General features: G+C 74.5%; 20 protein-coding genes. 9 read left to right on the top strand and 11 right to left on the bottom strand.

Annotated elements, in window-relative coordinates; genetic code table 11:
• Positions 1 to 246: 246 nt before the first annotated feature.
• The gene (locus tag CUT44_RS16015) at positions 247 to 1,560 is read left to right on the top strand and encodes a hypothetical protein (RefSeq protein WP_100202541.1); all 1,314 of its coding nucleotides are present in this window, start codon (positions 247 to 249) and stop codon (positions 1,558 to 1,560) included.
• Here CUT44_RS16015 and CUT44_RS16010 read toward each other — a convergent pair.
• From CUT44_RS16010 to CUT44_RS16000, 3 genes are all read right to left on the bottom strand, one after another.
• The gene (locus CUT44_RS16010; protein ID WP_100202540.1) at positions 1,529 to 3,655 is read right to left on the bottom strand and encodes a SpoIIE family protein phosphatase; all 2,127 of its coding nucleotides are present in this window, start codon (positions 3,653 to 3,655) and stop codon (positions 1,529 to 1,531) included. The genes CUT44_RS16015 and CUT44_RS16010 overlap by 32 nt on opposite strands.
• Positions 3,656 to 3,660: 5 nt before the next feature.
• Entirely contained in the window at positions 3,661 to 4,818 is a 1,158-nt protein-coding gene (locus CUT44_RS16005; RefSeq protein ID WP_100202539.1) for an acyl-CoA dehydrogenase family protein, read from the bottom strand.
• Positions 4,819 to 5,537: 719 nt separating this feature from the next.
• Positions 5,538 to 5,966, bottom strand: coding sequence for a hypothetical protein (locus CUT44_RS16000; protein WP_100202538.1), 429 nt, complete (start codon positions 5,964 to 5,966; stop codon positions 5,538 to 5,540).
• A 280-nt stretch (positions 5,967 to 6,246) separates the two neighbouring features.
• Between CUT44_RS16000 and CUT44_RS15995 the strand changes: the two genes are divergently transcribed.
• Complete coding sequence (locus CUT44_RS15995; RefSeq protein ID WP_233221432.1) at positions 6,247 to 7,743, top strand: hypothetical protein; 1,497 nt, start codon at positions 6,247 to 6,249, stop codon at positions 7,741 to 7,743.
• 55 nt (positions 7,744 to 7,798) lie between these two features.
• Here CUT44_RS15995 and CUT44_RS15990 read toward each other — a convergent pair whose 3' ends face one another.
• Both CUT44_RS15990 and CUT44_RS15985 read right to left on the bottom strand, forming a co-directional pair.
• Positions 7,799 to 8,509 (bottom strand): histone deacetylase, encoded by a 711-nt coding sequence (locus CUT44_RS15990; RefSeq protein WP_408646748.1) that lies wholly within the window; start codon positions 8,507 to 8,509, stop codon positions 7,799 to 7,801.
• A gap of 27 nt (positions 8,510 to 8,536) precedes the next feature.
• Positions 8,537 to 8,902: a PH domain-containing protein gene (locus CUT44_RS15985; RefSeq protein WP_100202537.1), complete on the bottom strand. Its 366-nt coding sequence runs from the start codon at positions 8,900 to 8,902 to the stop codon at positions 8,537 to 8,539.
• A gap of 150 nt (positions 8,903 to 9,052) precedes the next feature.
• On the opposite strand from CUT44_RS15985, the gene CUT44_RS15980 reads away from it, so the two are divergent.
• From CUT44_RS15980 to CUT44_RS15965, 4 genes are all read left to right on the top strand, one after another.
• Entirely contained in the window at positions 9,053 to 9,877 is an 825-nt protein-coding gene (locus CUT44_RS15980; RefSeq protein WP_100202536.1) for an ATP-grasp domain-containing protein, read from the top strand.
• 123 nt (positions 9,878 to 10,000) lie between these two features.
• Positions 10,001 to 11,152, top strand: a complete 1,152-nt coding sequence (locus tag CUT44_RS15975; protein ID WP_100202535.1) for a hypothetical protein — start codon at positions 10,001 to 10,003, stop codon at positions 11,150 to 11,152.
• An 809-nt stretch (positions 11,153 to 11,961) separates the two neighbouring features.
• Positions 11,962 to 15,453 (top strand): S8 family serine peptidase, encoded by a 3,492-nt coding sequence (locus tag CUT44_RS15970; RefSeq protein WP_100202534.1) that lies wholly within the window; start codon positions 11,962 to 11,964, stop codon positions 15,451 to 15,453.
• A gap of 236 nt (positions 15,454 to 15,689) precedes the next feature.
• Positions 15,690 to 16,316: a dihydrofolate reductase family protein gene (locus CUT44_RS15965; protein ID WP_100202533.1), complete on the top strand. Its 627-nt coding sequence runs from the start codon at positions 15,690 to 15,692 to the stop codon at positions 16,314 to 16,316.
• Positions 16,317 to 16,366: 50 nt separating this feature from the next.
• Here CUT44_RS15965 and CUT44_RS15960 read toward each other — a convergent pair whose 3' ends face one another.
• From CUT44_RS15960 to CUT44_RS15945, 4 genes are all read right to left on the bottom strand, one after another.
• The gene (locus CUT44_RS15960) at positions 16,367 to 16,945 is read right to left on the bottom strand and encodes a dienelactone hydrolase family protein (RefSeq protein ID WP_100202532.1); all 579 of its coding nucleotides are present in this window, start codon (positions 16,943 to 16,945) and stop codon (positions 16,367 to 16,369) included.
• Positions 16,946 to 17,039: 94 nt separating this feature from the next.
• On the bottom strand, positions 17,040 to 17,591 hold the full coding sequence (locus CUT44_RS15955; protein ID WP_158239618.1) for an ATP-binding protein: 552 nt from the start codon (positions 17,589 to 17,591) through the stop codon (positions 17,040 to 17,042).
• Between the two features lie 348 nt (positions 17,592 to 17,939).
• Positions 17,940 to 18,860 carry an alpha/beta fold hydrolase gene (locus CUT44_RS15950; protein ID WP_100202530.1) on the bottom strand — a complete coding sequence of 307 codons (921 nt, stop codon included), beginning with the start codon at positions 18,858 to 18,860 and terminating at the stop codon, positions 17,940 to 17,942.
• Between the two features lie 322 nt (positions 18,861 to 19,182).
• A complete protein-coding gene (locus tag CUT44_RS15945) occupies positions 19,183 to 19,821 on the bottom strand; it encodes a VanZ family protein (protein WP_100202529.1) in 639 nt (212 codons plus the stop codon).
• A gap of 170 nt (positions 19,822 to 19,991) precedes the next feature.
• On the opposite strand from CUT44_RS15945, the gene CUT44_RS15940 reads away from it, so the two are divergent.
• The 3 genes from CUT44_RS15940 (at position 19,992) to CUT44_RS15930 (ending at position 22,367) form a co-directional block, all read left to right on the top strand.
• Positions 19,992 to 21,209 carry a sensor histidine kinase gene (locus tag CUT44_RS15940; protein WP_100202528.1) on the top strand — a complete coding sequence of 406 codons (1,218 nt, stop codon included), beginning with the start codon at positions 19,992 to 19,994 and terminating at the stop codon, positions 21,207 to 21,209.
• A complete protein-coding gene (locus CUT44_RS15935) occupies positions 21,206 to 21,889 on the top strand; it encodes a response regulator (RefSeq protein WP_100202527.1) in 684 nt (227 codons plus the stop codon). The genes CUT44_RS15940 and CUT44_RS15935 overlap by 4 nt, the downstream gene beginning before the upstream one ends.
• 130 nt (positions 21,890 to 22,019) lie before the next feature.
• The gene (locus tag CUT44_RS15930) at positions 22,020 to 22,367 is read left to right on the top strand and encodes a DUF1330 domain-containing protein (RefSeq protein ID WP_100202526.1); all 348 of its coding nucleotides are present in this window, start codon (positions 22,020 to 22,022) and stop codon (positions 22,365 to 22,367) included.
• Between the two features lie 287 nt (positions 22,368 to 22,654).
• On the opposite strand, the gene CUT44_RS33555 is transcribed toward CUT44_RS15930, so the two are convergent.
• Together CUT44_RS33555 and CUT44_RS15920 are read right to left on the bottom strand one after the other, a co-directional pair.
• Positions 22,655 to 22,969: a hypothetical protein gene (locus CUT44_RS33555; RefSeq protein WP_199185719.1), complete on the bottom strand. Its 315-nt coding sequence runs from the start codon at positions 22,967 to 22,969 to the stop codon at positions 22,655 to 22,657.
• A gap of 135 nt (positions 22,970 to 23,104) precedes the next feature.
• Positions 23,105 to 24,439 (bottom strand): tetratricopeptide repeat protein, encoded by a 1,335-nt coding sequence (locus CUT44_RS15920; protein WP_199185718.1) that lies wholly within the window; start codon positions 24,437 to 24,439, stop codon positions 23,105 to 23,107.
• Positions 24,440 to 24,505: the final 66 nt, after the last annotated feature.

Here is a 24,505-nt window from a genome sequence, read left to right as displayed (position 1 = left end):
GAGCGGGCCACGACACGTGGGACGGCAACGGCCGTAAATCGTACCGTCCGGAATGGTCGCCCCGGACCGGCCCCGACCCCAGCACCCACCCAACCCGCACCCGCACCCCCGCCCGGCTGACACCCCGTCATGTCCGGTGCCGGTACGGCCGTGAGCGTGTCTGAACGGCTAATGGTCCGAAATGCTCCAGAATGATAGAAACTGCTCCATGATGACCATGGTTGTCCCGTTGCCGAGGAGCGTGTCATGCATGTCCGCGAAGGGCTCCCCGACCAGCCCACCCGGGTGGGCCGCGTCGACTGGCCGAAGGAAGGCGACAACGGTACGTACCTCCGCCTGCGCCCCGGGCACGTCGTCGTCTTCGACCGGCAGCCCTGGCGGATCCTGGAGGTCAACGAGTACCGCGACCACCCGTGGCCGCTCTCCTACGAACACGCCTGGCGCGAACACGTCGAGCTGTGGCGGCACTCCGAGGACCTGCGCCGGGCGAACGGGCGGCTGAACATGCTGCCCCCCGAACGCTCCGACTTCTACAAGCGGCCGGTGATCCTGGTCCTGCGCAACGAGAACTTCCCCCGCTCCGCGCCCAAGCACTGGTGCGCGCCCATCGGCCACAACTGGCAGGTACTGCCCGAGCACTACGCGGTCTGCCGCACCTGCGGCGAACTGCCGCCGTGCGGCAACGGGGAGTACCGGGGCGAGACCGGACCCCAGGAGGCGGCGCGGCGCGAGGGCGGCGGGCTGTGCGTACCGGTGGGCTGCTGCATCGGCTGCGCGGAGCCCGTCAAGCCCCGGATGCGCACGGTGCGGTTCCCCGGACCGAACCTCTGGTACCCCGAACTGGGCGAGAACAGCGCGATCTTCCACGCCCGCACCGCCTGTGCCGACCAGGTGGAGCGCTACCGGCTGCAGTGGCGGGCCGAGCACGCCGGCGCCCCGGCCCCGGCGCCGCGGCAGGGCACCCCGCTGTGGTCGCCGGGCACCGAGAACACGCTGCCGGCCCAGGCGCGGTTCTCGCCGGACGTGGTGAAGCCCGAGAAGCGGTGGGATGTTCCGGCGACGGCGAGCGGTGCCGGGACGGCCTGTCCCGGAGCCCCCGCCGCGGACCGGCCGGAGCCTCCCGGCCGTACGACGGGCGGTGCGCCCGCGGAGACGGCGGAGGCCGCCGCTCCGGCCGCGCCGCCCGCTTCCGCTCCCGTCGAGTCCCCGGCGTCCCCGGCACCCGACGAGCCCGCGCCCGCCCCGGCACCGCCACAGGCCCCGGCGCCCGCCCCCGCGGCGCCCCCCGCACCGGCACAGACCCCCGCACCGGCCGGTCCGCCCGCCGCGGCGTCCGCGGCACCCCCGGCGGCACCCCCCGCCGGGGACATCGACGCGGTGCGGCGGCTCACGGAGGACCTCAACAACTCCCTCAGCGGCTCCCTCGGCACCTCGCTCGCCGCCGACCGCCCCGCCTTCCACGACGCCGAGCAGGCGGCCCGGGTCATCGAGGAACTCACCGCGGCGGTGCGCAACATCGCCCTCTGCCTCAACGGGACGGGGCTCGGCCGAGGGCGGTGAGGACCAGTACGGCCAGGTCGTCGCGGAGCCGCTCCCCCCACCAGTCGTGGGCGTCCCGCAGCAGTGCCGCGGCGATGTCGTTCGCCGGCCGTCCGGTGTCGCCGGGCGGCGGCACCGGCTGCGCGGCGACGAGGGCGGCCAGGTCCTCGGACTCCCGCCGGTCCTCCCCGCCGGCCCCCTCGGTGAAGCCGTCGGTGTACAGCACGAGGGTCTCGCCGGGGGACAGCACCACCTCGGCCACCGGGTGGTGCAGCTCGTCCAGGACGCCCAGGAGCGGGCCGCGCACCTCCAGGGGCGTGGTGCTGCCGTCGGCCCTGCGCAGCAGGGGGGCCGGATGCCCGGCGGAGGCCAGCCGGAGACGGGCCGGCTCCCCCGGCTCCCCCGGCCCGTCCCGCCCGGGGGAGGGCATGAGGACGGCGTAGGTGAGGGTGCAGAAGGGGGTGTTCTGGCGGCGCAGGGCGCGGTTGACGAGCCCGAGGACATGGGCGGGCTCGGGATCCTGCTGGGCCGCCGCCCACAGGGTGTGGCGCACCAGGCCGGTGATGGCGGCGGCGCCCGGCCCCTTGCCGCAGACGTCCCCCAGGACCAGGACGTGCCGGCCGTCGGGCACGGTGAAGGCGTCGTAGAAGTCCCCGCCGATGTGCAGACCGCTGCCGAAGGGGTGGTAGCGGGCCGCCAGGTCGAAGCCGGGCAGCTCGGGCAGCCGGGGCGGCAGCAGCGGCTCCTCCAGGGCCCGGGTGGCCTCGCGCAGCCGGTGCATCAGCCGGTCCTGCTGGATGCCGACGGCTATCTGGTCGGCGATGCTCTCCAGGACCGACAGGGTGGACCCGGGCAGGGTCAGCCGGGTGGTCAGGGACAGCACGCCGAGCAGCTCGCCGCCGGAGACCAGCGGATAGCCGGCGAACGCCCCCTTCGGCCGGGTGTCCTCGGGCACGGTGTCCAGCAGGGGACGGCGCGCGGCGGCGATCCGCTCGACCAGGGCCCGCTCGGTCTCCGGGTGGAGGGGGACACCGTCCCCGTCCACCCCGCCGTTCTCGGGGTCGGCCTCGGCGCAGGAGGTGTGCTCCGGTTCCCGGGACGGCCGCAGCGTCCAGATGCACACCCGGGCGGCGCCCAGCCGGTCCGCGGTGGCCCGCACACAGCGGTCCAGGCGCTCGACCAGCTCCCCCGGGGCCGTCATGGCGGCGGCCACCTCCGCGCTGAGCAGGGCGTGGCCGGTGCGCTCGGCGAGCTTGCGCTGCGCGTGCATCCGGTCGGTGACGTCCTCGGCGAGGACCAGGAGGCGGCGGTGGCCCTCGGCGTCCGCGACCCGCTGGGGCGCGACGCGCAGGGCCTGGCCGGTGCCGTCGGAGCGGGTGCGCTCGAAGACCACGTCGGGGCCGGCGGCGGAGTTCTCCCCGGAGACGGCCAGGTGCTGCCGCAGCGCGGCGCGGTCGCCCGGCGGGAACAGCTCGGCCAGCGGGCGGCGCAGCGAGTCGGCCCCGGTCAGCTCCAGGATGTCGGCGGCCCGGTGGTTCCAGGCGACCAGCGCGCCGCCGTCGTCCAGCATCAGCGCGCCGATCGGCGCCTGAACCAGCAGCTCGCCCAGCAACTGCTCCCCCGGCCGGTGGCCGGCCGCCGCGCCGGAGGCGAGCTGCCGCTGCGCGGCGGCCCGTACCGCGGCGCGGTCGCGCCGCCGGGCGATGCCCGCCAGCAGCTCGCGCGCCACGTCCGGCAGCAGGTCGGCCTGGGTGTCCGGCACCTGGCGGACGAGGTCGGCGGAGAAGAGGATCGGCAGGGTGGCGAGCCTGCTGTCGTGGGTGGCGACGGAGACCACGGCCACCGCCAGGTCCGAGGGGTTGGGGCGGACGGAGTGGATCAGGCCGACCGGGGCCGACACCCGCCGCCCGATCACCACCACCGTGGGGCGGCGCTCGCCGGGGGTGCCGCCGGTGTGCTCCAGCACCTCCGCGGCCGTGACCGGGACCAGCTCGACCCCCGGGGCGAGGACCGTACGGAACTCGTCCGCGGTCTCGCGCAGGACGTCGACCAGCAGGACGCGGTTCCTGGGACCGGTGGGGTCGGTGGACTCGTTCGGTGCGGTCTTCTCGGTCACTTCGGTCAGTCTTCCAGCAGCGGCTCGTCCAGCAGGGCGCGCCCGGTCCACACCCGCAGCAGGTCGGTGACCGGGGCCATCACATGGGCGGCGCGGGCGTCGCGCAGCATCCGCTGCAGCGGGGAGTCCTCCCCGTAGCCGACCCCGCCGACCAGGGTCAGCGCGTCGTTGACCGTCTCCACGGCCGCGTCGGCGACCTCGGCCTTGGCCGACGCCAGCGCGGCCAGGGCCATGGGGCCGCCGGCCTCCGCCTCGGCGGCGGCGTGGTAGATCAGCCGCCGGGTGCGCTCCACCCGCGCCCACATGGTGCCCAGCCGGTGCTGTACGACCGGCTGGCCCGCCATGGTCCGGCCCCCGCGTGCCCGCCGGGCCAGCAGATGGGTGCGGGCCTCCTCCAGGGCGGCGGTGGCCACACCCAGGTAGGTGCCGGCCATGGCCGTCAGGAAGTAGGGGGCGATGACGTTGAAGACGTACCAGATCTCGTCGCCCTCCTCTCCCAGCAGGCACCAGTCGGGGATCTCCGCGCCGGGCAGCTCCAGACCGCGCGAGGCGTTGCCGCGCATGCCGAAGCCCTGCCAGGGGGGACCCCACCGAAGGCCCGGCGTGTCGCCGTCGACCACCGTGCAGGAGAACTGTCCGGGCGGGGTGCCGGGGCCCGCCGCGACGGTGGACAGCACGTAGGAGTCGGCGTGGCCGCCGTTGGTGACGAAGCTCTTGGTGCCGGTCAGCCGCAGCCGGTCCGGCTCGGTGCGCTCCATGCGGGTCTGCGGCAGCCAGAACTCACCGCCCGTCCCCGGCTCCGACAGCGCCAGGGTGGTCAGGTGCTCCCCGGCCGCGATCGGCTCCAGGTAGCGCTCGCGCTGCTTCGCGTCGGCCTTCGCGGCGATCACCGCCGAGCCGACGAGGTGCATGCCGAAGCAGATGGACGTCGACGCGCACGCCTGCCCCGTCACCTCGCCGATCTGGGCCACCGCGGGCAGCCCGTGCCCCATCCCGCCGGAGTGCTCGGGTACCACCAGCCCGCCCAGCCGGGACCGCAGGGCGGTCACGCCCTTGTCCGGCCACCGCCGCTCGGCGTCCACCGCCGCCGCCTGGGGAGCCAGGATCTCCTCGGAGACCTCACGTGCCAGGGCCACCGCGGCGCCCAGTCCGATCCGTACCACCGCTGTACTCCGCTTCTTCGAACGTGAACCGGTCGAGAGTACCGGTGGGGAGGTGCTGCCGTGGGCCCGCCCGGTGAGCGGGCCGCGTTCCGCCCGGGTTGGTACGTACCGATCGGTAAGAATCCCGGACCCTCTGGACAGGACTCTGCCACAGTGTGCCCGGAATGACGTGACGGGCCACCCCCCGGTACGCGCCGGAGCGGAACGACGCTCCTGCCCTTCGTGCACGGGCCGTCGCGGACCGTGCCCGTGCGAGGGCCGGTCACAACGGGTGAGGCGGGCACAGCCGCGGTGCCGCCCGCTCGGCGGGGAGCGTCCCGGCCCGGAGCCGGAGCTCCCCGATCTCGTACGACTGCCCGCAGGGCTGCTTCCGGACAGCCGCCCCCGGCGGGGGTCTCCACCCGGTCGCCGCGGCCGCCCGTCCCGGGCCGCGAACGCGGCTGAGGTTCCCGTGCCGGGTCCGCGATCCGGCCAGGCGCGGGATTCGGGGAGCCCGGCCGATGCCGTGCGGAACCCCCTGCGGGATGTACCGGCTTCTTCCGGAGCCGACGGTGCACGGGAGCGGCGCGCTGGAGCCCGGCGCCGTTCGGGCTTCTCGCCACGGCCTGCTCCCGGCGCGGGGAGTCGGCGGGCGGGCCCCGGGAGGCATCGCCGGAACCGGACACGTACCCGGGAACCACCGCTTCGGGCAAGGGCCGGGCCGGGCCGGGCTGGGCCCGTCAGGGATCCGGCACGGTCACGGTCAGGGACCAGCGGACGCTCTGGTCCGAGGCGTCCACGCCCACGGTGAAGCCCCGCTCAGGGCCGGGCGGGATCACCGTCGAACCGGTCCCCGGAGTCCCGGCGGGGCACTCCGCCCGGAACTCCGCCGGGGCCTCCGCACTGTCCGGCTCCATCGTCACCAGCACCTCGCCGCCGCCCTGGCAGGCGACGGTCACCGTCGTCGGCCGGTCGGCGCTCATACCGCCCGAGACCGCCCCGCCGTCCCCGAACCGTTCCGGAATCCACCGGAGGACCCCAGGGCCCGGGTGCGGCAGCAGGGGGTCCTCCGGCCCGGTCGCGTGCGCCGTACCGGTGACCGCGGCCGGAGCGACGATCAACGCGGTGGCCACCGCCGGTACGGCGGCTGTGAGCTTTCCCGTCCTCATGGGCGGCCCTCTCGCGGACCGCGGTGGGCGGTGGTCGGCCGCCCCGGCCCGTCATCGGCAGATCATCGAGGCCAGTGGGGCGGGTGAGGCGCCCGAAGACGCTTTCAGGCCGATGTCCGGCCGATTCGGCGTTCGCCCGCCGGTCACCCTTCCGGGGGCTCCGGGGTTTGGCCGGGACTCCCCGGGTGACTTGTGGGCGTTGCCCGGCGTCCGGTTCGCCGGGTGCCGTGGAACGGACGCCGGACGACCGGCTGGAGGCGACGTGAGCCGGGTGACGGGTATGCCGGACGGACCGGTGGGCGGGCCACCGGCGCGGCCCCGTACGGCGTCCGCCGCCGGCGGCGCGCCCCCGGGATCCGGTGCCCCGCGGCGGGCGCACCGGCGGCTGCTGCCGGTCTGCGCGGCGGTGACCGTACTGGCCGCCCTGCTCGTGCCCGTCACCCTGCGGCTGGGCTGGGACGAACTCGTCTACGCCACCCGCTTCGGCCCGTACGGCCCGCCGACCCCGTTCAGCGCCCCGCGCACCCGGGGCGTACCGCTGCTGCTCGCCCCGGTCGCCTCCTGGAGCGACTCGGTCCTCCTGCTGCGGCTCTGGCTGCTGCTCCTGTCCGGTGCCGCGCTCTGGCTGGGGTTCCGCCCCTGGCTGCGGGTGCTGCCCCGGCCGTCGGCGGTGTGGGTGGCCGCGGCGCTGTACGGCACCCTGTGGATCCCCCTGTTCTACGCGAACTCCGCCATGCCCAACCACTACACGGCGATGGGCGCGGTCGCGGCCACCGGCTGCCTCCTGCACCCCCGCCCCGGCCGCGCGCGGTACGCCGGGGCGGGGGCGGGCCTGGCCGTGGTGACCCTGATGCGGCCCAACGACGGCGTGGCCGTCGCCGCCCCGCTGCTGGCGGCCGCCCTCGCGGTGCCCGCCCTGCGGGCCGGGGGGCGGTGGCGGGGCCGGGCCCTGGCCGTGGCGGCCGGGGTCGCGGCGGGCGCGCTGCCGTGGGTGGTCGAGGCGCACCTGCGGTTCGGCGGGGTGCCGGAGCGGCTGGCGGAGGCCGGTGAGACCCAGGGCGGCATCAGCCCCGTCCTGAGCCTGACCGCCCATCTCACCGCCCTCGACGGGCCGCTGCTGTGCCGCCCCTGCGACGGGGACGGCGTACGGCTGCCCGCGCTGGGGTGGTGGGTGCTGCTCCCGGCGCTGGTCGCGCTCGGCCTGTGGGCGGCGCGGCGCGCCGGGACGGCCGCGGGCGCGGGCAGGGGTGCGGGCGCGGGCAGGGCGCCGCTGTGGCTCGCGGTGGCCGTGGCGGCCGCGTCGATGGCGCCGTACCTGCTGCTCGTCCCCTACGCGGCACCGCGCTTCCTGCTGCCCGGCTACGCCCTGCTGGCCCTGCCCGCCGCCCTCGGCCTGCTCGCCGCCGGGGACCGGGCCCGCCGCTCCCGGCCGGCGGCGGCCGTCCTGGTCCTCGTCCTGGCGGGCCATCTGGCCGTGCAGTTCGTCCTCGCGCACGCGCACGGCGCCATCCAGGAGCAGGCGCGCGAGGACTGGCGGAGGATCGCCGGGGTGCTGCGCGAGCACGGGGTGGAACCGCCGTGCGGGATCAAGGCGACCAGCATGACCATCCCCCTCGCCCACACCGCCGGCTGCGCCCCGCTGGAGTACGGCTCCCCGGCCCGGCCCGACGCCGTGGTGCTGCGCGAGGCGGCGCCCCCGGAGTGGGCCCGGGACTGGCCGCTGCACCCGGTGCCGGACACGTACAACCCCGGCTGGCGGGTCGCGGTCCGGCCGTGACGACGTCCGGCTCCCCGCACCCGCACCGCGCAGGCCGGTCCGGTACGGCCCGGGCTCACGCGACCAGCGCGGCGACCTCCTCCGGCGTCCAGTGCCCGGCCGCCCCCGGCCGGGTGGCCAGGTACTCCGCCGCCCGTACCGCGCTCCAGCCGTGCGCCGCCGCCAGCCCCGCCGCCAGTTGCCGCAGATACGCGGCCGACGGCGGGTTGCCGGCCACCTCGCCGCGGTGCCAGGGGGCGGTGAAGGTGAGGACGGGGCGGCCGTCCAGCAGCCCGGGGCACACCAGCGTCTCGTAGCGGCCCGGTCCCAGCCGCACCCGGCCGTGCGCCACCGCCCCGGCGAGGTCCGGATCCGGGTCGGGGTCCGGGTCCGGACCGGCGCCCGGTTCCCGGTACATCTCCTGGGCCGCGATGTCGCGGAACTGGGCGGCGGTGAGGAGATGGGCGTACGCGGGCGTCTCGCCGCCGCCGTCGGGATCGTGGAAGGCCCGGCCGCCGCCGCCCCACACCGGTGAGGAGGTGGCGAAGTACAGCAGTCCCGGCAGCAGCACCGGCAGCGACCGCTCGGGCGGCCGGGGATCGCGGCAGCCCGGATACGTCCGGGCACCGCCGGGCGGGCGGCCCCCGGCGAGGTAGCACATCAGGCGCTCGCGGTGCGTGTTCGAGCCGTAGGCCGCGTACCAGACGCGCCGGGTGTCCACCGGGCGCCCGGCCGGCACGGGCCGCGGACGGTGCGGGGGGCGGCCGGTCACCGCGTTGGTGCCCATACCTCCACTGTGCCCCGTCCCGGCCGGTCAGCCCGTCACGAACTGCGTCAGGACCGCCTGCACCTCGTAGATGTCGACACCCTTGGTGAAGGTCTTCTGGACCGGCACGGCGTTGCCGGAGATCCAGATCTTCAGCTCGGCGTCGAGGTCGAAGGTGCCGGCGGTCTCCACCGAGAAGTGCGTGATGCTCCGGTACGGGATGGAGTGGTACTCCGTCTTCTTGCCGGTGATGCCCTGCTTGTCGACGAGGATCAGCCGGCGGTCGGTGAACAGGATGGTGTCGCGGATCAGCAGGTACGCGGCGTGCACCCGCTCGCCCTGCCCCAGCAGCCGCGCGTAGTCCTGCTGCGCGGTGGCCGGGTCTATCGCGTGCGCGTTCCCGAACAGAGCCATGTCGAGCCCCCAGTCGTCGAACCGTGAGTGATCGGTGCAATCTACCCCGGGCCGCCGACACCGGTTCGTCGGAACCGGGCCGCCGGCACCGGCCCGGTTCCCGGATATCCGGTGGTCCCGGCGGCCGCCCGTGCACCATGCTCGCGGCCTGTGACCACACCCGCGAACCCGGCACCCGCGACCCTCGTCCTGCCGCCCCGGCTCACCGGCTCCGCGCGCGTCCTCGCGGAGACCGCCCGGCGGCGCGGCCTGCGCACCGTCCGGCTGCCCTCCTTCGAGGTGCCCGGCGGCCTGCGCGCCCGGCACCTGCACGCCGGGCCGTCCTTCGCGGACGCCGTGGCACCCGTCCTGGGCATCGCCCCGCTGGAGGCGCCCGCCGACTGGCTGGCCCGGCTGCCCCGCGCGTACACCCGGCGCGAGATCCTGGCCGTGCCGATCCGCGAGGCGTACGAGCTGCGGCGGCCCGCGTTCGTCAAGTCGCCCAACGACAAGGGCATACCGGCGCGCGTCTACCCGGACGGCTCGCGGCTGCCCGGCCCGGACGCGGTGGACCCGGAGACGGCCGTGCTGGTCGCGGACGTGCTGGAGTTCACCGCCGAGTACCGGCTGTACGTGCTCGACGGCGCGGTGCACACCGGCAGCCGGTACGCGGAGCGGGGACGCCTCAGCCCCGGCCCGCTGCCGGACGGCGCCCGCGCCTTCGGCGCGGAACTGCTCGCCGCCCACGGCCGTACGCTGCCCACCGCGATCGTCGTGGACGTCGGGGAGACGGCCGACGGGCACTGGGCGGTGGTCGAGGCCAACGCCGCCTGGGCGAGCGGGCGGTACGCCGCCGATCCGGACCGGGCGCTCGACGTCGTGCTGCGGGCCGCCGGCCCGGCCGGCGCCGTCACCGCCCGGGACCGCCCCTTCGTCCGCCCGTCGTCCCGCGCGGTCCGCCCGTCCCGTGCGCCCGGGACGGCCCCGCAGGCGTAGCGCGCGGCCTCTGCGCGCGCCCCCGGCGTACGCACAGGGGGTGCGTACCGGCCGCGGCGCAGGGGAAACCTCGGTGGCGACACGGCGCCATGGCGGCGCGGTGCGGCGGGAGGGCGGGCGGGCATGGCCGAGGGGATGACCGAGGAGCAGGCGCTGCGGGCGGTCGAGCGGAGGATCGCCGAACGCGGCGGCCCGAAGGACCTGCGCGAGCTGGGCGAGCCCGACCTCACCCGGTACTCGGTGTTCACCTGCGAGGTGGTCCACTGGACAGTGGACTATGGGGAGGAGAAGGGGAGCTGGGACATGAAGCAGGGGAGGAGACCCGACCTGTCCCCCTTTCCCCGCTACCGGACCCCGGAGGAACTGAAGGCCCGCGCACTGGCCCCGCCCTCGGAACCGGTGCGGGAGGAGCGCGTCCTCCTGCTGCGCGACGGCACGGAGAAGGAGTGGCACTGCCCCGACACCGACCGCTGCGTCAACGGCAGGCTGGGGTGTCCGCAGTGCAAGGGCAGCGGGCGTTTTCCCTGCGAACCCCGGCAGAAGTGCCGCTGTCGCGACACCAGGCGCTGCACCGCGTGCAAGGGCAGCGGAAAGCGACGGAGCCCGGCACCGGCACAGCCCGTACCGTCTGAAAAGGACGGGACCGGACCACGGGTCATCTGCGAGAAGTGCGAAGAGACCGTGCAGCGGGTCACCTGCAAGAAGTGTGAGACGCCGGATACCGCCTGCCCCGACTGCGCGGGAGGGGGGAGCAAGGACTGCGAGCACTGCGGGGGCAAGGGCTGGTACCACTGCAGTACGTGCCGGGGCGGGGGAACGGTGGAGTGCGGTGCCTGCGGCGGCAAGGGGCACTGGATGACCTGGACCCAGGGAGTCATCGAGATCACCAGCCAGAAGGGGAAGCCACCCCGGCAGCGGCGGAGCCTGCCGCCCGTCGTCCGGTGGAAGGCCGCCCGGCGGGGAGCGCCCTGGAGGTTCCCCATGCGGCACGGCGGCCGTCCGCCGGAGGGGTACGAATCCGTGCACCGCGCGGAGGTCGAACGTCTCGCCGTCGAGAAGCGGGCCAACCAGGTGGCCATGGAGGCGGAGATCGAGGATCTGCCGGTGATCGGAGCCGCCTTCCCCGGCCTCCCCGGGCGGGTCTTCTACGCCTTCCCCGCCCACTCCGGCATCGAGGTCGTCCCCCTGCCCGCGCGGCAGCGGGTGATCAGGGCCGCCGCGCTGACCCTGTGCGCCGCCGTCCTGTGCGTCCTCGTCGTCCTGCTGCTGGTCTGACCGGATCGGACCGGATCGGACCGATACGGCCCGGCCCGGCCGCCGCGCCGGTCACCGAGCGGATCGGGCTCGGGCCGTACGCGGACACCGTCGGGCTGAGCGGGCTCGGCCGCACCTTGGAGGACGGGCACCGCCACGAGGTGCGGTGGCGGGCCGGGGACGTCGACCGGCAGGTCGAACTGGTCGAGCGGGCCGCCACCGGGCGGGAGAACGGGCCGGTGCGCGAGGCGCTCGTCCAGGTGGTGGAGGTCACCGACGACGCGGAGGCCGCCGCGCACCGCTTCGCCGGGCAGGTCGGCTGCGCCGCGCGGGACGTCCTGGCTGCGCCGCGCGGGACGTCCTGGCCGCGCCGTACGCCTGGATCGGCACCGAGGAGGAGAGCGCCGCCGCACTGGCCGGATACGAGCGGTGCTGGGGCATCACCCACCATGTGGTGCGCGAACCCGCCCTGGACGCCGCCGAGCGGCTGCTCGCCCGCCTCCACCGCCCGCCGGCCGGGGAACCGGGCCGCTGAGACGGAACGGTCGGCCGGGCCCGCCCGGCCGTGCGGCGGCCCGCACCGTACCGCCCCGGTCGCCGGTGCCCGGTCCGGCGCCCGGCCTGGGCCCCGGCCCCGGCACCGCTCCGTTTCGGCCCCGGCGCACAGAACGCGTCAATCCCGGTACCACCGCGCAACCCCGCCCTCCCCTCGTCCATGTGACGAAGTGAACGCACCACCCGGACCGTGTGAGCGCTCCGCACATGTGCCGCACCTCTGCTCCACGCACTCGCGGCGTGCTCGCACCGAGCGAGACGGGAGCACAGGGCACATGCCCGGAAGACATCTGAGACATCTGAGCCACCTGAGGCATCTGGCGCGCCTGAGACACCCGGGCACGCCCGCCGTGTCGGCGGGTCTGGCGGCGGTACTGGCCGTCACACCGACCGGCGGCGCCCTGGCGGCGCCCTCTCCCGACACCGGGGGGACCGCCGGAGAGGGCACCGGCGACCGGCGGGCGGTGACGCTGGTCACCGGCGACACCGTGCACGTCGGGGCGTCCGGCCGGGTCGTGGGGATCGAGCGGGCGGAGGGCCGGGAGAAGGTCGCCTTCTCGATCCGCAGCGTCGACGGCCACACCCATGTCCTGCCGGTCGACGCGGCCCCGCTGGTCGCCCGGGGGAAACTCGACGCGCGGCTGTTCGACATCACCGGGCTGATCGAGATGGGCTACGACGACCGGGAGCGGTCCGATCTGCCGCTGATCGTCAAGCACGCGGGCGAGCGGACCCCGCCGGAGAAGCCGCTCACCGAGGCCGGGGCGAAGGTCGGCCGGAAGCTGCCGGCCGTCAACGGCAGCGCCGTACGCCCCAGCAAGAACCGGGGCGACGACTTCTGGGCGGCGGTCACCGACGGCGGCGGCTCCGCCGGCGACCCGGCCCGGCTGGCGTCCTCCTCCGGCGTCCGGGAGATCCGCCTCGACGGCAGGGTCGAGACGGCCCTGCACGAGAGCGTCCCGCGGATCGGCGCCCCGGCCGCCTGGGAGGCGGGCTACGACGGCGAGGGCGTGACGGTCGCGGTCCTGGACACCGGCGTGGACGGTTCCCACCCCGACCTGGCCGGCCAGGTGATCGAGCACAAGAACTTCTCCGAGGCCCCGGACACCGCCGACCGGCTCGGCCACGGCACCCATGTCGCCTCCACCGTCGCCGGCACCGGGCAGAAGCTGAAGGGCACCGGCGTGGCGCCCGGTGTCCGGCTGCTCGACGGCAAGGTCCTCGACGACGAGGGCGGGGGCCGGGAGTCGGATGTCGTCGCCGGGATGGAGTGGGCCGTCGAACAGGGCGCGCAGGTGGTCAACATGAGCCTGGGCTGGCCCGACCAGCCGCACACGGACATCCTGGAGGAGGCCGTCAACCGGCTCTCCGCCGAGTCCGACACCCTCTTCGTCGTCGCCGCGGGCAACGAGGGGGCGGACGGCCCCGGCGCGCTCCGCTCCCCGGGCACCGCGGAGGCGGCGCTGACCGTCGGCGCCGTCGACAAGGAGGACCGGCTCGCCGGCTTCTCCTCCCGGGGACCGCGCACCGGCGACGGCGACGTCAAGCCCGACCTGACGGCTCCCGGCGCCGGCATCGTCGCCGCCGTCGCCGGACTGTTCGACGAGGAGGGCACCGGGGTGGCCTCCCTGGACGGCACCTCGATGGCCGCCCCGCATGTGGCGGGCGCCGCCGCGCTGCTGCTCCAGAAGAACCCCGGCTGGGACGGCGAGCGGCTCAAGTCCGTGCTGACCGGCAGCACCGAGCCCGGTCCGTACACCGTCTACGAGCAGGGCACCGGCCGGGTGGACGTGGCCACCGCCCTGGAGCGGGAGGTCCTCGCCGAGGGCGGCCCGGTCAACTTCACCCTGGTGCCCTGGCCGCACACCGTCCGGGAGCCGGAGACGAAGGAGGTCACCTACCGCAACATGGGCGGGGAGCCGGTCGAGCTGGAGCTGTCGGTGCGGACGGACGACGCCGCCGTCCCCGAGGGGATGTTCACCGTCTCGCCCCGGACGCTGACCGTCCCGCCCGGCGGCACGGCCACGGCGGAGGTGACCGCCGACACCCGGACCACCGAGAAGGAGGAGGCGTTCGGCGGGGTCCTCACCGCCGTCTCCGCCGACGGGGCCACCACCGTGCGCACCGCCCTCGGCGTGCACCGCGAGCCCGAGTCGTACGACCTGACCATCCGGCACCTCGACGCCGACGGCAGACCGGCCGAGGACGGCTTCACCTTCCTCCTCGGCCCGGACGGCTCCGAACGCCCGTTCGTCGGGGACGAGTTCACCTTCCGGCTGCCCAGGGGCCGCTACGCCCTGGAAAGCCTGGTGCCGGTGAAGGAGGGAGGGGACGAGACGGCCCTGCTGCTGCGGCCCGGGCTGAACCTGGACCGGGACACGACCGTCACGATGGACGCCCGCGAGGCCGAGCCGGTGTCCGTCGGCCTTTCCGGCGACGGGGCCGGCGAGACCAGGGCCGTGTACGCGGAGGTGGGGTACTGCGTGTACGAGTGCGCGGAGAGGCTGGCGCCCACGGCCGGGGGCTACCCCAGCTACTTCGACGCCTTCTCCCACTTCGGGGACGAACCGGACCCGGACCTGAACGGCACCCTGGTCGGCCACATAGGCCCCGAAACGGACGACGAGGCGTTCGTGCAGTACCAGGGCATCTGGGCCCGTGAGACGGGGGAGGGCGAGCCGGCGGACCTGTACCACCTGGCCTGGAACCGGCGCGGCGCGGACCTGGGCGGCTTCACCGCCGAGGTGGGGCCCGAGGACCTGGCGGAGGTCGATGTCACGGCCTCCGCACCGGTCCCCGGCGAGAGTGCCGCCCTCTTCATGGCCCCCGTGGACCCGTACGGCAGAAGCGGCACCCTGGCCAACTGGCTCGTCACGGACCAGCGGCGCGCCCTGCCGGCCACCTACACCACCCACGTCCTCGGCGGCATCGCGTGGCGGCCCCACCTGACCGCCGACGGCGAGGACTCCGGAACCGAGCGGACGCTGTTCGGCGACCGGCGGACGTACGAGGCGGGCCGGAAGTACCGGGAGCAGCTCGGCACGGGCGTGTACGGGCCCGGCCTCCCCGCGGACCGGATCGATCCGCAGGGGCTGCCGCTCGGCGCCGCCCGGCGGGGCGACACGCTGCACCTCCAGCTGCCGCTGTACTCCGACGGCGCCGGGCACGGCGGAGCCATGACCGCCGCCGAGGGACGCGTCTCCCTGCGGGCCGGCGGCGAGGAGGTCTTCACCGACGAGTACGACGGCCTCCTGACGGAGTACGGCTACGAGGGTCCCTTCTGGGAGCCGTTCCCGGAGGACGAGGACGGCGAACCGTTCGCCCTTCCGGCGGAGGAGCGGCGGTACACGCTGACGGCGGAGGAGTCCCGGCCCGCCTCCCACGCCTCGGTGAGCAACCGGGTGCGGGCGGAGTGGTCGTTCGACTCGGCGCGCACGCCGGAGGACACCTGGGAGCGGCTGCCGCTGTCGGTGGTGCGCTTCTCGCCCAGGCTGTCGCCGGCGGTGACGGTGACGGCGGGGCGTACCTTCACGGTGCCGTTCGCGGTGGAGGGCGCGGCCCGGGAGGCGGGGGTGCGGAAGCTGTCCTTCGAGGTCTCCTACGACGAGGGGAGGACCTGGCGGAAGGCGAAGGCGGTGGACGGAAAGCACCTGCTGCTGGAGCACCCGGAGGAGCCGGGTTCGGTCTCCCTGCGGGCCCGTCTCACCGACCGGCAGGGCAACACCCTGGTCCAGACGATCGAACGCGCCTACCTGACCACGGGGTAGCCCCCGCGCTCCGCTGGACACGGCAGCCGGTGCCCGGCCGACCCACCCGGTCGGCCGGGCACCGGACGTCCGTGTCGCGTCGGCGGGCCGCCGTTCCGCCGGCGCGCCCTCCGCGGCAGGCGCAAACCGGTGGCCGCCGGACCGGTTGCCGGGCATGATCACCAGGCACCGTTCCGCCATGGGCACCACCACCGTGCCGCCACCCCGGCCGGTCACCGACGAAGGGCCGTTCACCCGTGCGCAGACTCGTCTACTGCATCGCCGCCACCCTCGACGGCTTCATCGCCGGTCCGGACGGCGCCGACCCCACCGGCCCGGACGGTTTCTGGCCCATCCCCGAGGACTACCTGCGGCACCTGATCGCGCGGTACCCGGAGATCCTGCCCGCCCGGGCACGGGCCGCGCTGTCCGTCACGGATCCGGGCACCCATTTCGACACCGTCCTCGAGGGCCGCCGCACCTACGAGATCGGGCTCGCGGCCGGTGTCACCGACGCCTACCCGCACCTGCGCCACCTGGTCTTCTCCCGCACCCTGACCGAGAGCCCGGACCCGGCCGTCGAGCTGGTCGCCGGCGATCCCGCCGCGAAGGTGCGGGAGCTGAAGCGGGAGGAGGGCAGGGACATCTGGCTGCTGGGCGGCGCCGAGCTGGCGAGCGCGCTGTACGGCGAGATCGACCGGCTGATCCTCAAGGTGGGGCCGCTGACCATCGGCGACGGCATTCCGCTGTTCTCCCGCGGCACCGCCTTCGCCCCGGTGCGCTGGCAGGTCGTGGAGCACACCGCCCTGGAGAGCGGGGCGTTCTTCCTCACCTACGACCGTGTCCCGGAGGGTTCCTCGGACGGGGCCGTCGACGGCCGGTAGGCCGCGCCGGAGGCACACCGCCACCCCGGCCGTCGGAGCGCCCGCCCCGGCTATCCGATCCGATCGAGGAAGCCGAGCACTCGTTCCCTGAGCAGCGCGGCGGCCCGCTCGTCGTACGAGGGCAGGCCGCTGTCCGCGAGCAGGTGTCCCTCACCCGGGTAGAGGTGCAGCTCGGCGTCCTCGGCGGACTCCACCAGGGCCCGGGCCGCCTCCAGATCGCCCTCCCCGGTGAAGAACTCGTCCCCGTCCATGCCGTGGACCTGCACCGGCACTCCCCGGGGCCACGCACCGCCGAACTCGGCCACCGGTGCGCAGGCCTCGAACAGCAGCGCGCCCCGCGCCCCGGCCCGGGTCTGGGCGAGGTACTGCGCCGGTAGGACGCCGAGGGAGAACCCGGCGTACACCAGCCCGCCGGGCAGCTCCTCGGCCGCGTGCCGCCCTCGCCCGGTGAGGGTGCCGAACCCGACCTGCCGCGCGTGCGCGGCGCCCTCCGCCAGGCTGCCGAAGACCTTCCCCTCGTACAGATCCGGTATGTGGACGGTGTGTCCGGCCCGCTCCAGCTCCCCGGCGAACTCGCGCACGCCGGGCGTCAGTCCGCACGCGTGATGGAACAGCAGCACCTCGGCCATGTCCGCCCTTTCGTCCCCGCGGCGCCCGGACAGGGCCCCGCCGGTGCGAGTATCGCCCGTGGCAGTGACAATCCCGCTGCCGTCTCCGCCGCCGTCACAACTCCCGCAGTCCGAGGAGCGTACGGGCCACGAGCCCGGTCGGCACCTGCTCGCGCTGCTCGCCGGAGGCGGCGAACCTGCCTTTCTCCTCGTCCGGATAACCGTGCGGCAGCCGGAGGGAGAGCTCGGCCCACACGATCTTCCCCGGGTGCCGGTCGGGAAAGTAATAGCCCCAGTTCCGGCTCATCGCCGTGACCAGGAACAGTCCTCGCCCCTGTGCGGCCTCCGCGCCCGCATCCCGCACCACGGGCGCCTGCGGGTCGCCGTCCTCCACGAGGACCAGCAGCTGGTCGCCCGCCAGCCGGAGCCCCAGGATGACGGTGCGGACCCGGGAGAGCGGGGAGTAGGGGGAGACACCGGGGCCCGGCCGGGCGTGCCGTATCGCGTTGGTGGTCAGCTCGGAGACCAGCAGGTGCGCGGTCTCGACGACGCCCTTCGGCACTCCCCACCGCAGGAGGACATCGGACGCGTACCGCCGGGCCCAGGCCACCGCGTTGGGCGTGTCGGCCAGGGTCAGCCGGTCGGTCCTGGGGAGCGCTTCGGACACGGAAGGCGCCTCCGGTTCGGATGTCGGTCGGCGAACTGCGTTCACCTTCCGTGCTGCCCACACACCCGCCACTGACACGACGTATCCGGCAGATCATCCGGAACCGCTTGTTCCACCCACAACTTCCACCCACGGCCCGGAGCGTGCGGACGGTGACGCGACACCGGAACCCCCGCACCGCACCGCACTGCCCCACCCCGGCCCGTCCCGCACCGCGAACGCGCACCGCGAACGGCAGGGCCGGAAACGCCCGGCCGGAAATGCCCCGGCCCGGACGGGGGCGGAGAACGCCTCCGTCCGGGCCGTAGAGGGGGAGGATCCGGCGGGTCCCGCCGCTCCGGCCGCCGCTCAGCGTGCGGCCTGCGCGGTGACGCGTTCGATGGCCTCGGCGGCGACGTCCGGCTGGTCGACGTGGATGTAGTGGCCGCTCTTCTCGGCGGTGGAGAGCCTGCTGTCGCCGGACACCGCGAGCCACTTGCGCTGGCCCTCGGCCCAGGTCCGCTCCAGAAGCGGTCCGTACTCGGGGACGGCCGCGAGGTACGGCTGCCCGTGCTGGACCACCTCTACCGGGATGTCCCCGGCGGAACGGACCTCGCCGTCGGGGATGACGAGCTGCTCCGGGTTCTGCCCCTCGTGGATCGCGAGGGCCTGGGTCCGCAGTTCGGCTCCCGGGCCGGTGGCGGACTCGGGTATCACCTTGTTGACGTCGGCGACGTTCGTCGGCGAGGTGGCGTCCAGCAGCACCAGTCCCTTGACCCTGTCCTGGTGGTCGGTGGCGTACCGGGCGGCGATCACCCCGCCCAGCGAGTGCCCGGCCAGGACGACCGGGCTGTCGCCGGCGACCCGGTCGAGCACCGCGGTCAGCACCTCCCCGGTGCTCTCGAAGCTCTGCGGGCCTTCCGGCTGGTCGCTGGCGCCTTCACCGAGCCGGTCGTAGGAGCAGACGCGGTTCTTCTCGCTCAGGGTCTTCTGGAAGGCGGCCATCTTGTCCAGCCCGTCACCCAGCCCGGACAGCAGAACGATGACCGGCCCGTCCTCCGCCGCACTTCCGGAGCAGGACACGTTCACCGACATGCCTTCGACATCGATCTTCCCGGTTCCGGAGAACACGCTCTCGTCGGTGTCCTGTGCGGTGGGGGTGGTGGCGGCGGACGGTTTCGAGTCCACCGCCGTGGACTCCTCACAGCCCACGAGCCCCACGCCGGCGACGGTGCAGCACAGCGCGGTCACGACGGAGGCGTTGATCTTGCGGAACATGATTTCTCCCATGAAACGAAGTAACGGTGCCGAAAGAAAAGTGGTTCACATGGTGGTGCGGCGGAAATCGATGTCATGTTCCGGTGAAGTACGGATGGTTTTCCGCAGATTTCCGGAGTTCGCCGCGTTCTGACGATGCAACAGAGCCTAGAAAAGCTCCCGCGGCGATTCAGTGGCCCTGCTCCCCCAGTTCTCAGGGGGGCTGGCAACACCATCCCTATGCGCGGCGGGTGCACCGCCGTCGGTCCGGCGCCGTGCCGGCGGTTTGGCACGTCCACGAACCGTGGCCCCGGCCGCGCCCGCGGACCACCGGCCGTGCCCGGGGGAGGGCCGGTCAGCGCGGAACGGGGCCGCCGGCGCCCGGGAGCCGGCCCGGGGCGGGCTCGGCGCGGCGCTCCACGGTCTCCGGGGCCGCCGCGGAGACCGGCAGGGCGAAGGCGCGCAGTTCCCCGGCCGCCGCGCTGCGGAGCACCAGCCGTATGACCAGGTACCCGAGTGCCCCGCCCAGGGTGTTGGCGATGAGGTCGTTGACGTCCACCGACCGGCCGTTGTTGAACAGGACGTACATGAGGCACTGCGTCACCTCGATCGACAGACTGAGAAGCGCCGCCTGGACGGTGACCCGCTTCAGCGAGGAGCCCTGCCGGGAGATCAGCGGGAGCAGCATCCCGAAGGGGACCAGCATGACCACGTTGGGCACGAAGCTGAGGTCGGCGACGAGCAGGGGTATGGGCTGGACCATCGCGTACCAGGGCACCTGGTTCGCGTACGTGCCGTAAGTCACGGCGACGGGGAAGACCGTGAGGCTCAGCACCCCCGCGAGGTAGAGGGCGCCGGCCAGGCGCGTCACGGCCCGCTTCCCGGCCCACCCGGGCCTTCCCCGTGCCGCGCGGACGGCCAGCAGAAGGCAGTACACGGCCAGCAGCGGTCCCAGCACGGTGGCGGAACCGATCTCGAAGTTGATGTCGCCCATGGGGCACGCTCCTCGCTGTGACGGACAGCCGCCCGTATGTCGTCCGGGCGGCTGTGCCACTCTCGCCCGTCGCACCATGGCGGCGGATCTCCCCGAAGACGGAACCTCCGGCCGTCCACTGCGACTTTCGGCCGACCCCTGACCGGCTCCTTCCGGATACGCTCACCGCCATGAGCTCTTGGCGAGGGCCCCGGCCGCGCGCCGTGGTGCGGACGGTGGCGGCGGCGGCACCGCTGCTCGGCCTCGGGCTGCTCGACCACGGCTACGGCATGTTCCACGGCGCCCCGGCCGGTGCGCTCAAACTCGGCTGCGCCCTGCTGGCGGCCGCCGCCCTCCTCCTCTCGCCCCGGCTCGGCCCCCGGGGACTGCCCGCGTCGGCCGGTGTCGCGGCGGCGGCTTCACTGGGCACCACGGCCGTCGTCCGCGCCGGCCAGACGGGCGCCGCGCCCCCGGACCCGTACGGCCTCACCGAACCGGTGGCCCTGCTGGTGCTGCTGGCCCTCGTCGCCTGGCGCGCGGCACCGGTGTGGGCGGCGGTGACGGCGCCGGTGCTGATCGCGGCGGTCGTCCTGCGGCCACTGGCCGCCGGGGTGAAGGAGACCGGCGTCGTCGTGGCGCTCTTCTTCGCCCTGACGGCGGCGGCGGTGCTGGGCGCCGGCCTGACCGTACGCCTGGTCGCGGCGGACAGACGGCGGCGGGAGGCCGCCGTACGGCTGGAGCAGCGCGCCGAGTTCGCCAGGGACCTGCACGACTTCGTCGCCCACCACGTGACGGGCATCGTCGTCCAGGCGCAGGGCGCCCGCGCGGTCGCGGACCGGAAGCCCCAGCTGGTGCCGCCCGCGCTGGAGCGGATCGAGCGGGCCGGGACGGAGGCGCTCACCTCCATGCGCGCCATGGTCGGAATGCTGCGCGAGACGGATCCGGGCCCCGTCCCGGCGGGCGCCGCCCTCGCACCGCTCGCGGGCATCGACGAGGTGCGGTCCCTGGTGGCGGGGTTCGCCCCGGTCGGCGACGGCGACGGCGACGGCGACGGAAGCGGAGGCGGCCGGGCGCGGCTGCGGACGGAGGGCGAGTTCGGCGATCTGCCGGTGGAGGTGACCACCACCGTGCACCGGGTGGTGATGGAGGCCCTGACCAACGTGCGCAGGCACGCCCGCGACTGCACCGGGGTGGACGTACGTCTGGTCCGGTCAAAGGGCCGGGTCACGGTGGAGGTGAGCGACGACGGGCGGTCGCGCTCCGCCCTGGGCCGTTCCCTGGGCGGGGGCTTCGGCCTGCGGGGGCTGACCGAGCGGGTGGGCATGATCGGCGGAACGGTCCGGGCGGGCCCCGCGGCGTCCGGAGGCTGGACGGTCAGGGCGACACTGCCGGTGAAGGAGACCGCATGACGATCCGGGTGCTGATCGCGGACGACCAGGCCATGGTCCGCACCGGCTTCGGGATGATCCTGTCCGCCGAGGACGACATCGAGGTCGTCGGGGAGGCGGTGGACGGCGTGCAGGCGCTGGAACTGGCCGAACGGCACAGGCCGGACGTGGTGCTGATGGACATCCGCATGCCCAGGCTGGACGGCCTGGAGGCGCTGCGCAGACTGACCCGCCCCGGCCTGGTGGACCCGCCGAAGGTCGTCGTGGTCACCACGTTCGACGACGACGAGTACGTGCACCGCGCGCTGCGCGACGGCGCGTGCGGCTTCCTCGTCAAGGACTCCGGCCCCGCGCTGCTGGTCGAGGCGATCAGGGCGGCGGCCTCCGGGGAGGCCCTGGTCAGCCCGTCCGTCACCGTCCGCCTGCTGCGCGGCCTGGCGGGTGGCCCGCCGGGCGGCGCCGCCCCGGCCGGGTCCGGGCCCCGGGAGGAGTGGCACCCTGAGCTGTCGGCGCGCGAGACGGAGGTGGTCCGGCTGGTGGCCACGGGGCTCACCAACGCGGAGATCGCCGCCGAACTGTCCATCTCGGTGGGCACGGTGAAGACCCACCTCGGCAACGTGCAGAGCAAGCTCTCCGCCCGCAACCGCGTCGAGATCGCCGCCTGGGCCTGGCGCTCCGGCCTCGCCGCCCGCCGTCCCTGACCCCACCGCCGGTCACCGGCACCGCCGCCCCGCGGGCAAGCGTGCCGCTTACCCGCCAGGTCATCGACCCCGGCGCGCCGACGTGCCACGCTCTCGGCGTACGGATCCCGAACGACCGGAAGGACGTGCCATGTCCGCCTACGTCATAGCCCACCTGCGGGAGGCCGCCCCGCACCCGGAGATCGCCGAGTACATCGAGCGCATCCCCGCCACCTTCGAGCCGTACGGCGGCCGCTTCCTCGTGCACGCCGCCCAGCACGAGGTGAAGGAGGGCGACTGGCCCGGACACGTCGTGGTGATCGGCTTCCCCGGGATCGCCGAGGCGCGGGCCTGGTGGGACTCACCCGCCTACCGGGAGATAGCACCGCTGCGCTCCCGGCACATCGAGGGCGACATCATCCTGGTCGAGGGCGTCCCCGAGGGCTACGACCCGGCCGCCACCGCCAAGGCCATGCGGGAGGCCCTGCCCGCCGAGTAACCCTTCGGGGTGAGCCGAGCCGTGCGGTTCCGTCGCGCTCGTGGTCGGTCTCCGGGAAAACACGGACGTCACGACTGTGCGGCTCGGCCTCGTCAAGGGCAGGGGACGTCGCAGATCTCGAACGCGCCGCGCTCGGTCGGCCTGTGGGCGGCCTGCCGGCAGCTGCCCGCCGCCGTTCGACCGCGTCCACGCAGGATGGCTCCTGGCGGTCGGCCAGGTGCGGCGTACCGTTCCGGACGGCTCCGTACGGTGATGAACGATCCGGAAACGGAGACGGTCCGGCGGGCTCATGAAGAGCGGTCCCACTCGTTCAGCCTGATCCTGACCTGACAGTTGTGCGGCGTGTGCCAGACGACCTTCCCTGCGACGGTGGCCCCGACAACGGGCAGCTCCATGCCACGGGGCATGCTGGTGATCTCGGCCAGCGCCACAGCGCTGGGCAGCCCGTCGAGCCGGACGAAGACCCCGAACGGCCGGCGACCGATGACCTGCCCGCTGATGTGGGCTCCGACCGGTAGCGCGGAGACTGTCGCCTCCCAGCTTCGACGGACTTCCTCAGCGGTCGGTACCTCGGGGCCACTCGGCCAACTGAACTCGGACACGGCACGATCATGGCAGCACAGGCCGTGTTCGGCTTTTCTGTGCGCGTCGTTGCGACGTGTGGCAGGAGACCAGGGCTGGGACGGTGGCGGAGAGTTGATGTGTCGCCTCGGTGATCGGCGGCGCTCGGCGGTCCCTCAGACACGGAGGACGGCAGGAGCCACCGTGCGGGCGCGGTCGTGGAGTTCGCGGGCGGCGCGGTTGCGCCGGTGGGGGCGGATCAGCGAGGCCATGGTGCGGATACGGTCGTCGACCCGGCCGCTCTGCACATGCGGGTACTCGTCCAGGGCCGAGTGCCAGGTCGCGGACGCCTCCTCGAGATGCCCGAGCCGCAGTTGCCTCTCCGCGAGCATTGCCCGGCGTAGCACCCGGATTCTGCGGTACACGGGCTCCCGGAGCCTGTCGGCCTCGGCCATGGCTCTGATCGCCCCGCTGAGGTCTCCCAGTTCGTACCGCACCTGGCTGGTGGCGTACGAGAGCGCCGTCGGGTCGTACGAGCCGAAAATCTTCGCCTGCGACTCGGCTTTCTCCATGGCGGTTTCGGCGTCCTTGAGATGGGTGAACGCGCTGCGTCGGTCGCCGGTCCGGGCGGCGGCGTGGGCTTGCTGGCCCGAGAGGAAGGCGCGCATGCGTGGTCCGGCCTGGGGGGAGGCGGCGGCTGCCGCGTCGGCCAGGCGCAGCGCCTGCGGGCCGTGGCCGAGATCGACGGCCTGGACGCTCATGCCGCGCAGCGTGGTGCAGTAGGTCAGGTGGTCCTCGGCCGCCCCGGCCAGTTCCAGGGCCTTGAGGTAGTACTGCTGGGCCAGGCCCTGGAGTCCCTCGTCGACGGCCATGTAGCCGGTGAGGTAGCACAGGTCGGAGGCGGCCGACAGCATGTCCTTGCGCACGTCGTCCGGGGCGTCGGCGCGCAGGAAGGGCGAGACGGTGTTGACGATGAAGGAGGCGGCCATCGGGCGGGCGTGCCGGCCGCCGAACTGGTCGTCCAGCTCGCTGATGCGCTCGGTCATGGCGGTCACCATGTCCACCTCGGGCCGGCCGACGCGGGAGGTACGACCGCTCTGGACGGCCTCGGCCCTGCCCATGATCTCCTGCCAGCCGGGGACGGTCAGCGCCACGGAGAACAGCCCGGCCCCGAGAACGCTGCGGCGGGATGGGTCCATGTCCGTCCTCCCCAGGTCCATGAGCCCTTCCACGGTATCCGCGCCGCGCGTCGGGCCATCGGTGCCCAGCCCGATTTCGGCCAGCGTGACGGGCCTGCGCAGCCTGCGGGACAGGGCCTCGCGGACGAAGGGCCGCACCATCTTTCTCGGTGTGGTGCCGCTCAGCCAGTGGCTCACGGCCGACTCGTCGTACCGCAGCGGCATCCCGGCCTCCGCCCCGACGCGGTTCACCGCCCTGGCCAGCTGTGCCTGCGACCACCGGCTCTCGTCCAGCAACCGCCGCAGGCCCTCGTTCGGTGTCCTGGCTCCCATGCCAACTCCCCACGTCAACGCGTTTTCAGGGGCTTCATGTCTCGCCGTCTCCCTCACGGTACCGCG

Source organism: Streptomyces carminius, from assembly GCF_002794255.1.
GTDB lineage: Bacteria > Actinomycetota > Actinomycetes > Streptomycetales > Streptomycetaceae > Streptomyces > Streptomyces carminius.
Note: the sequence above shows the minus strand (reverse complement) of the source record. Positions and strands in the feature narration are given on the sequence as shown.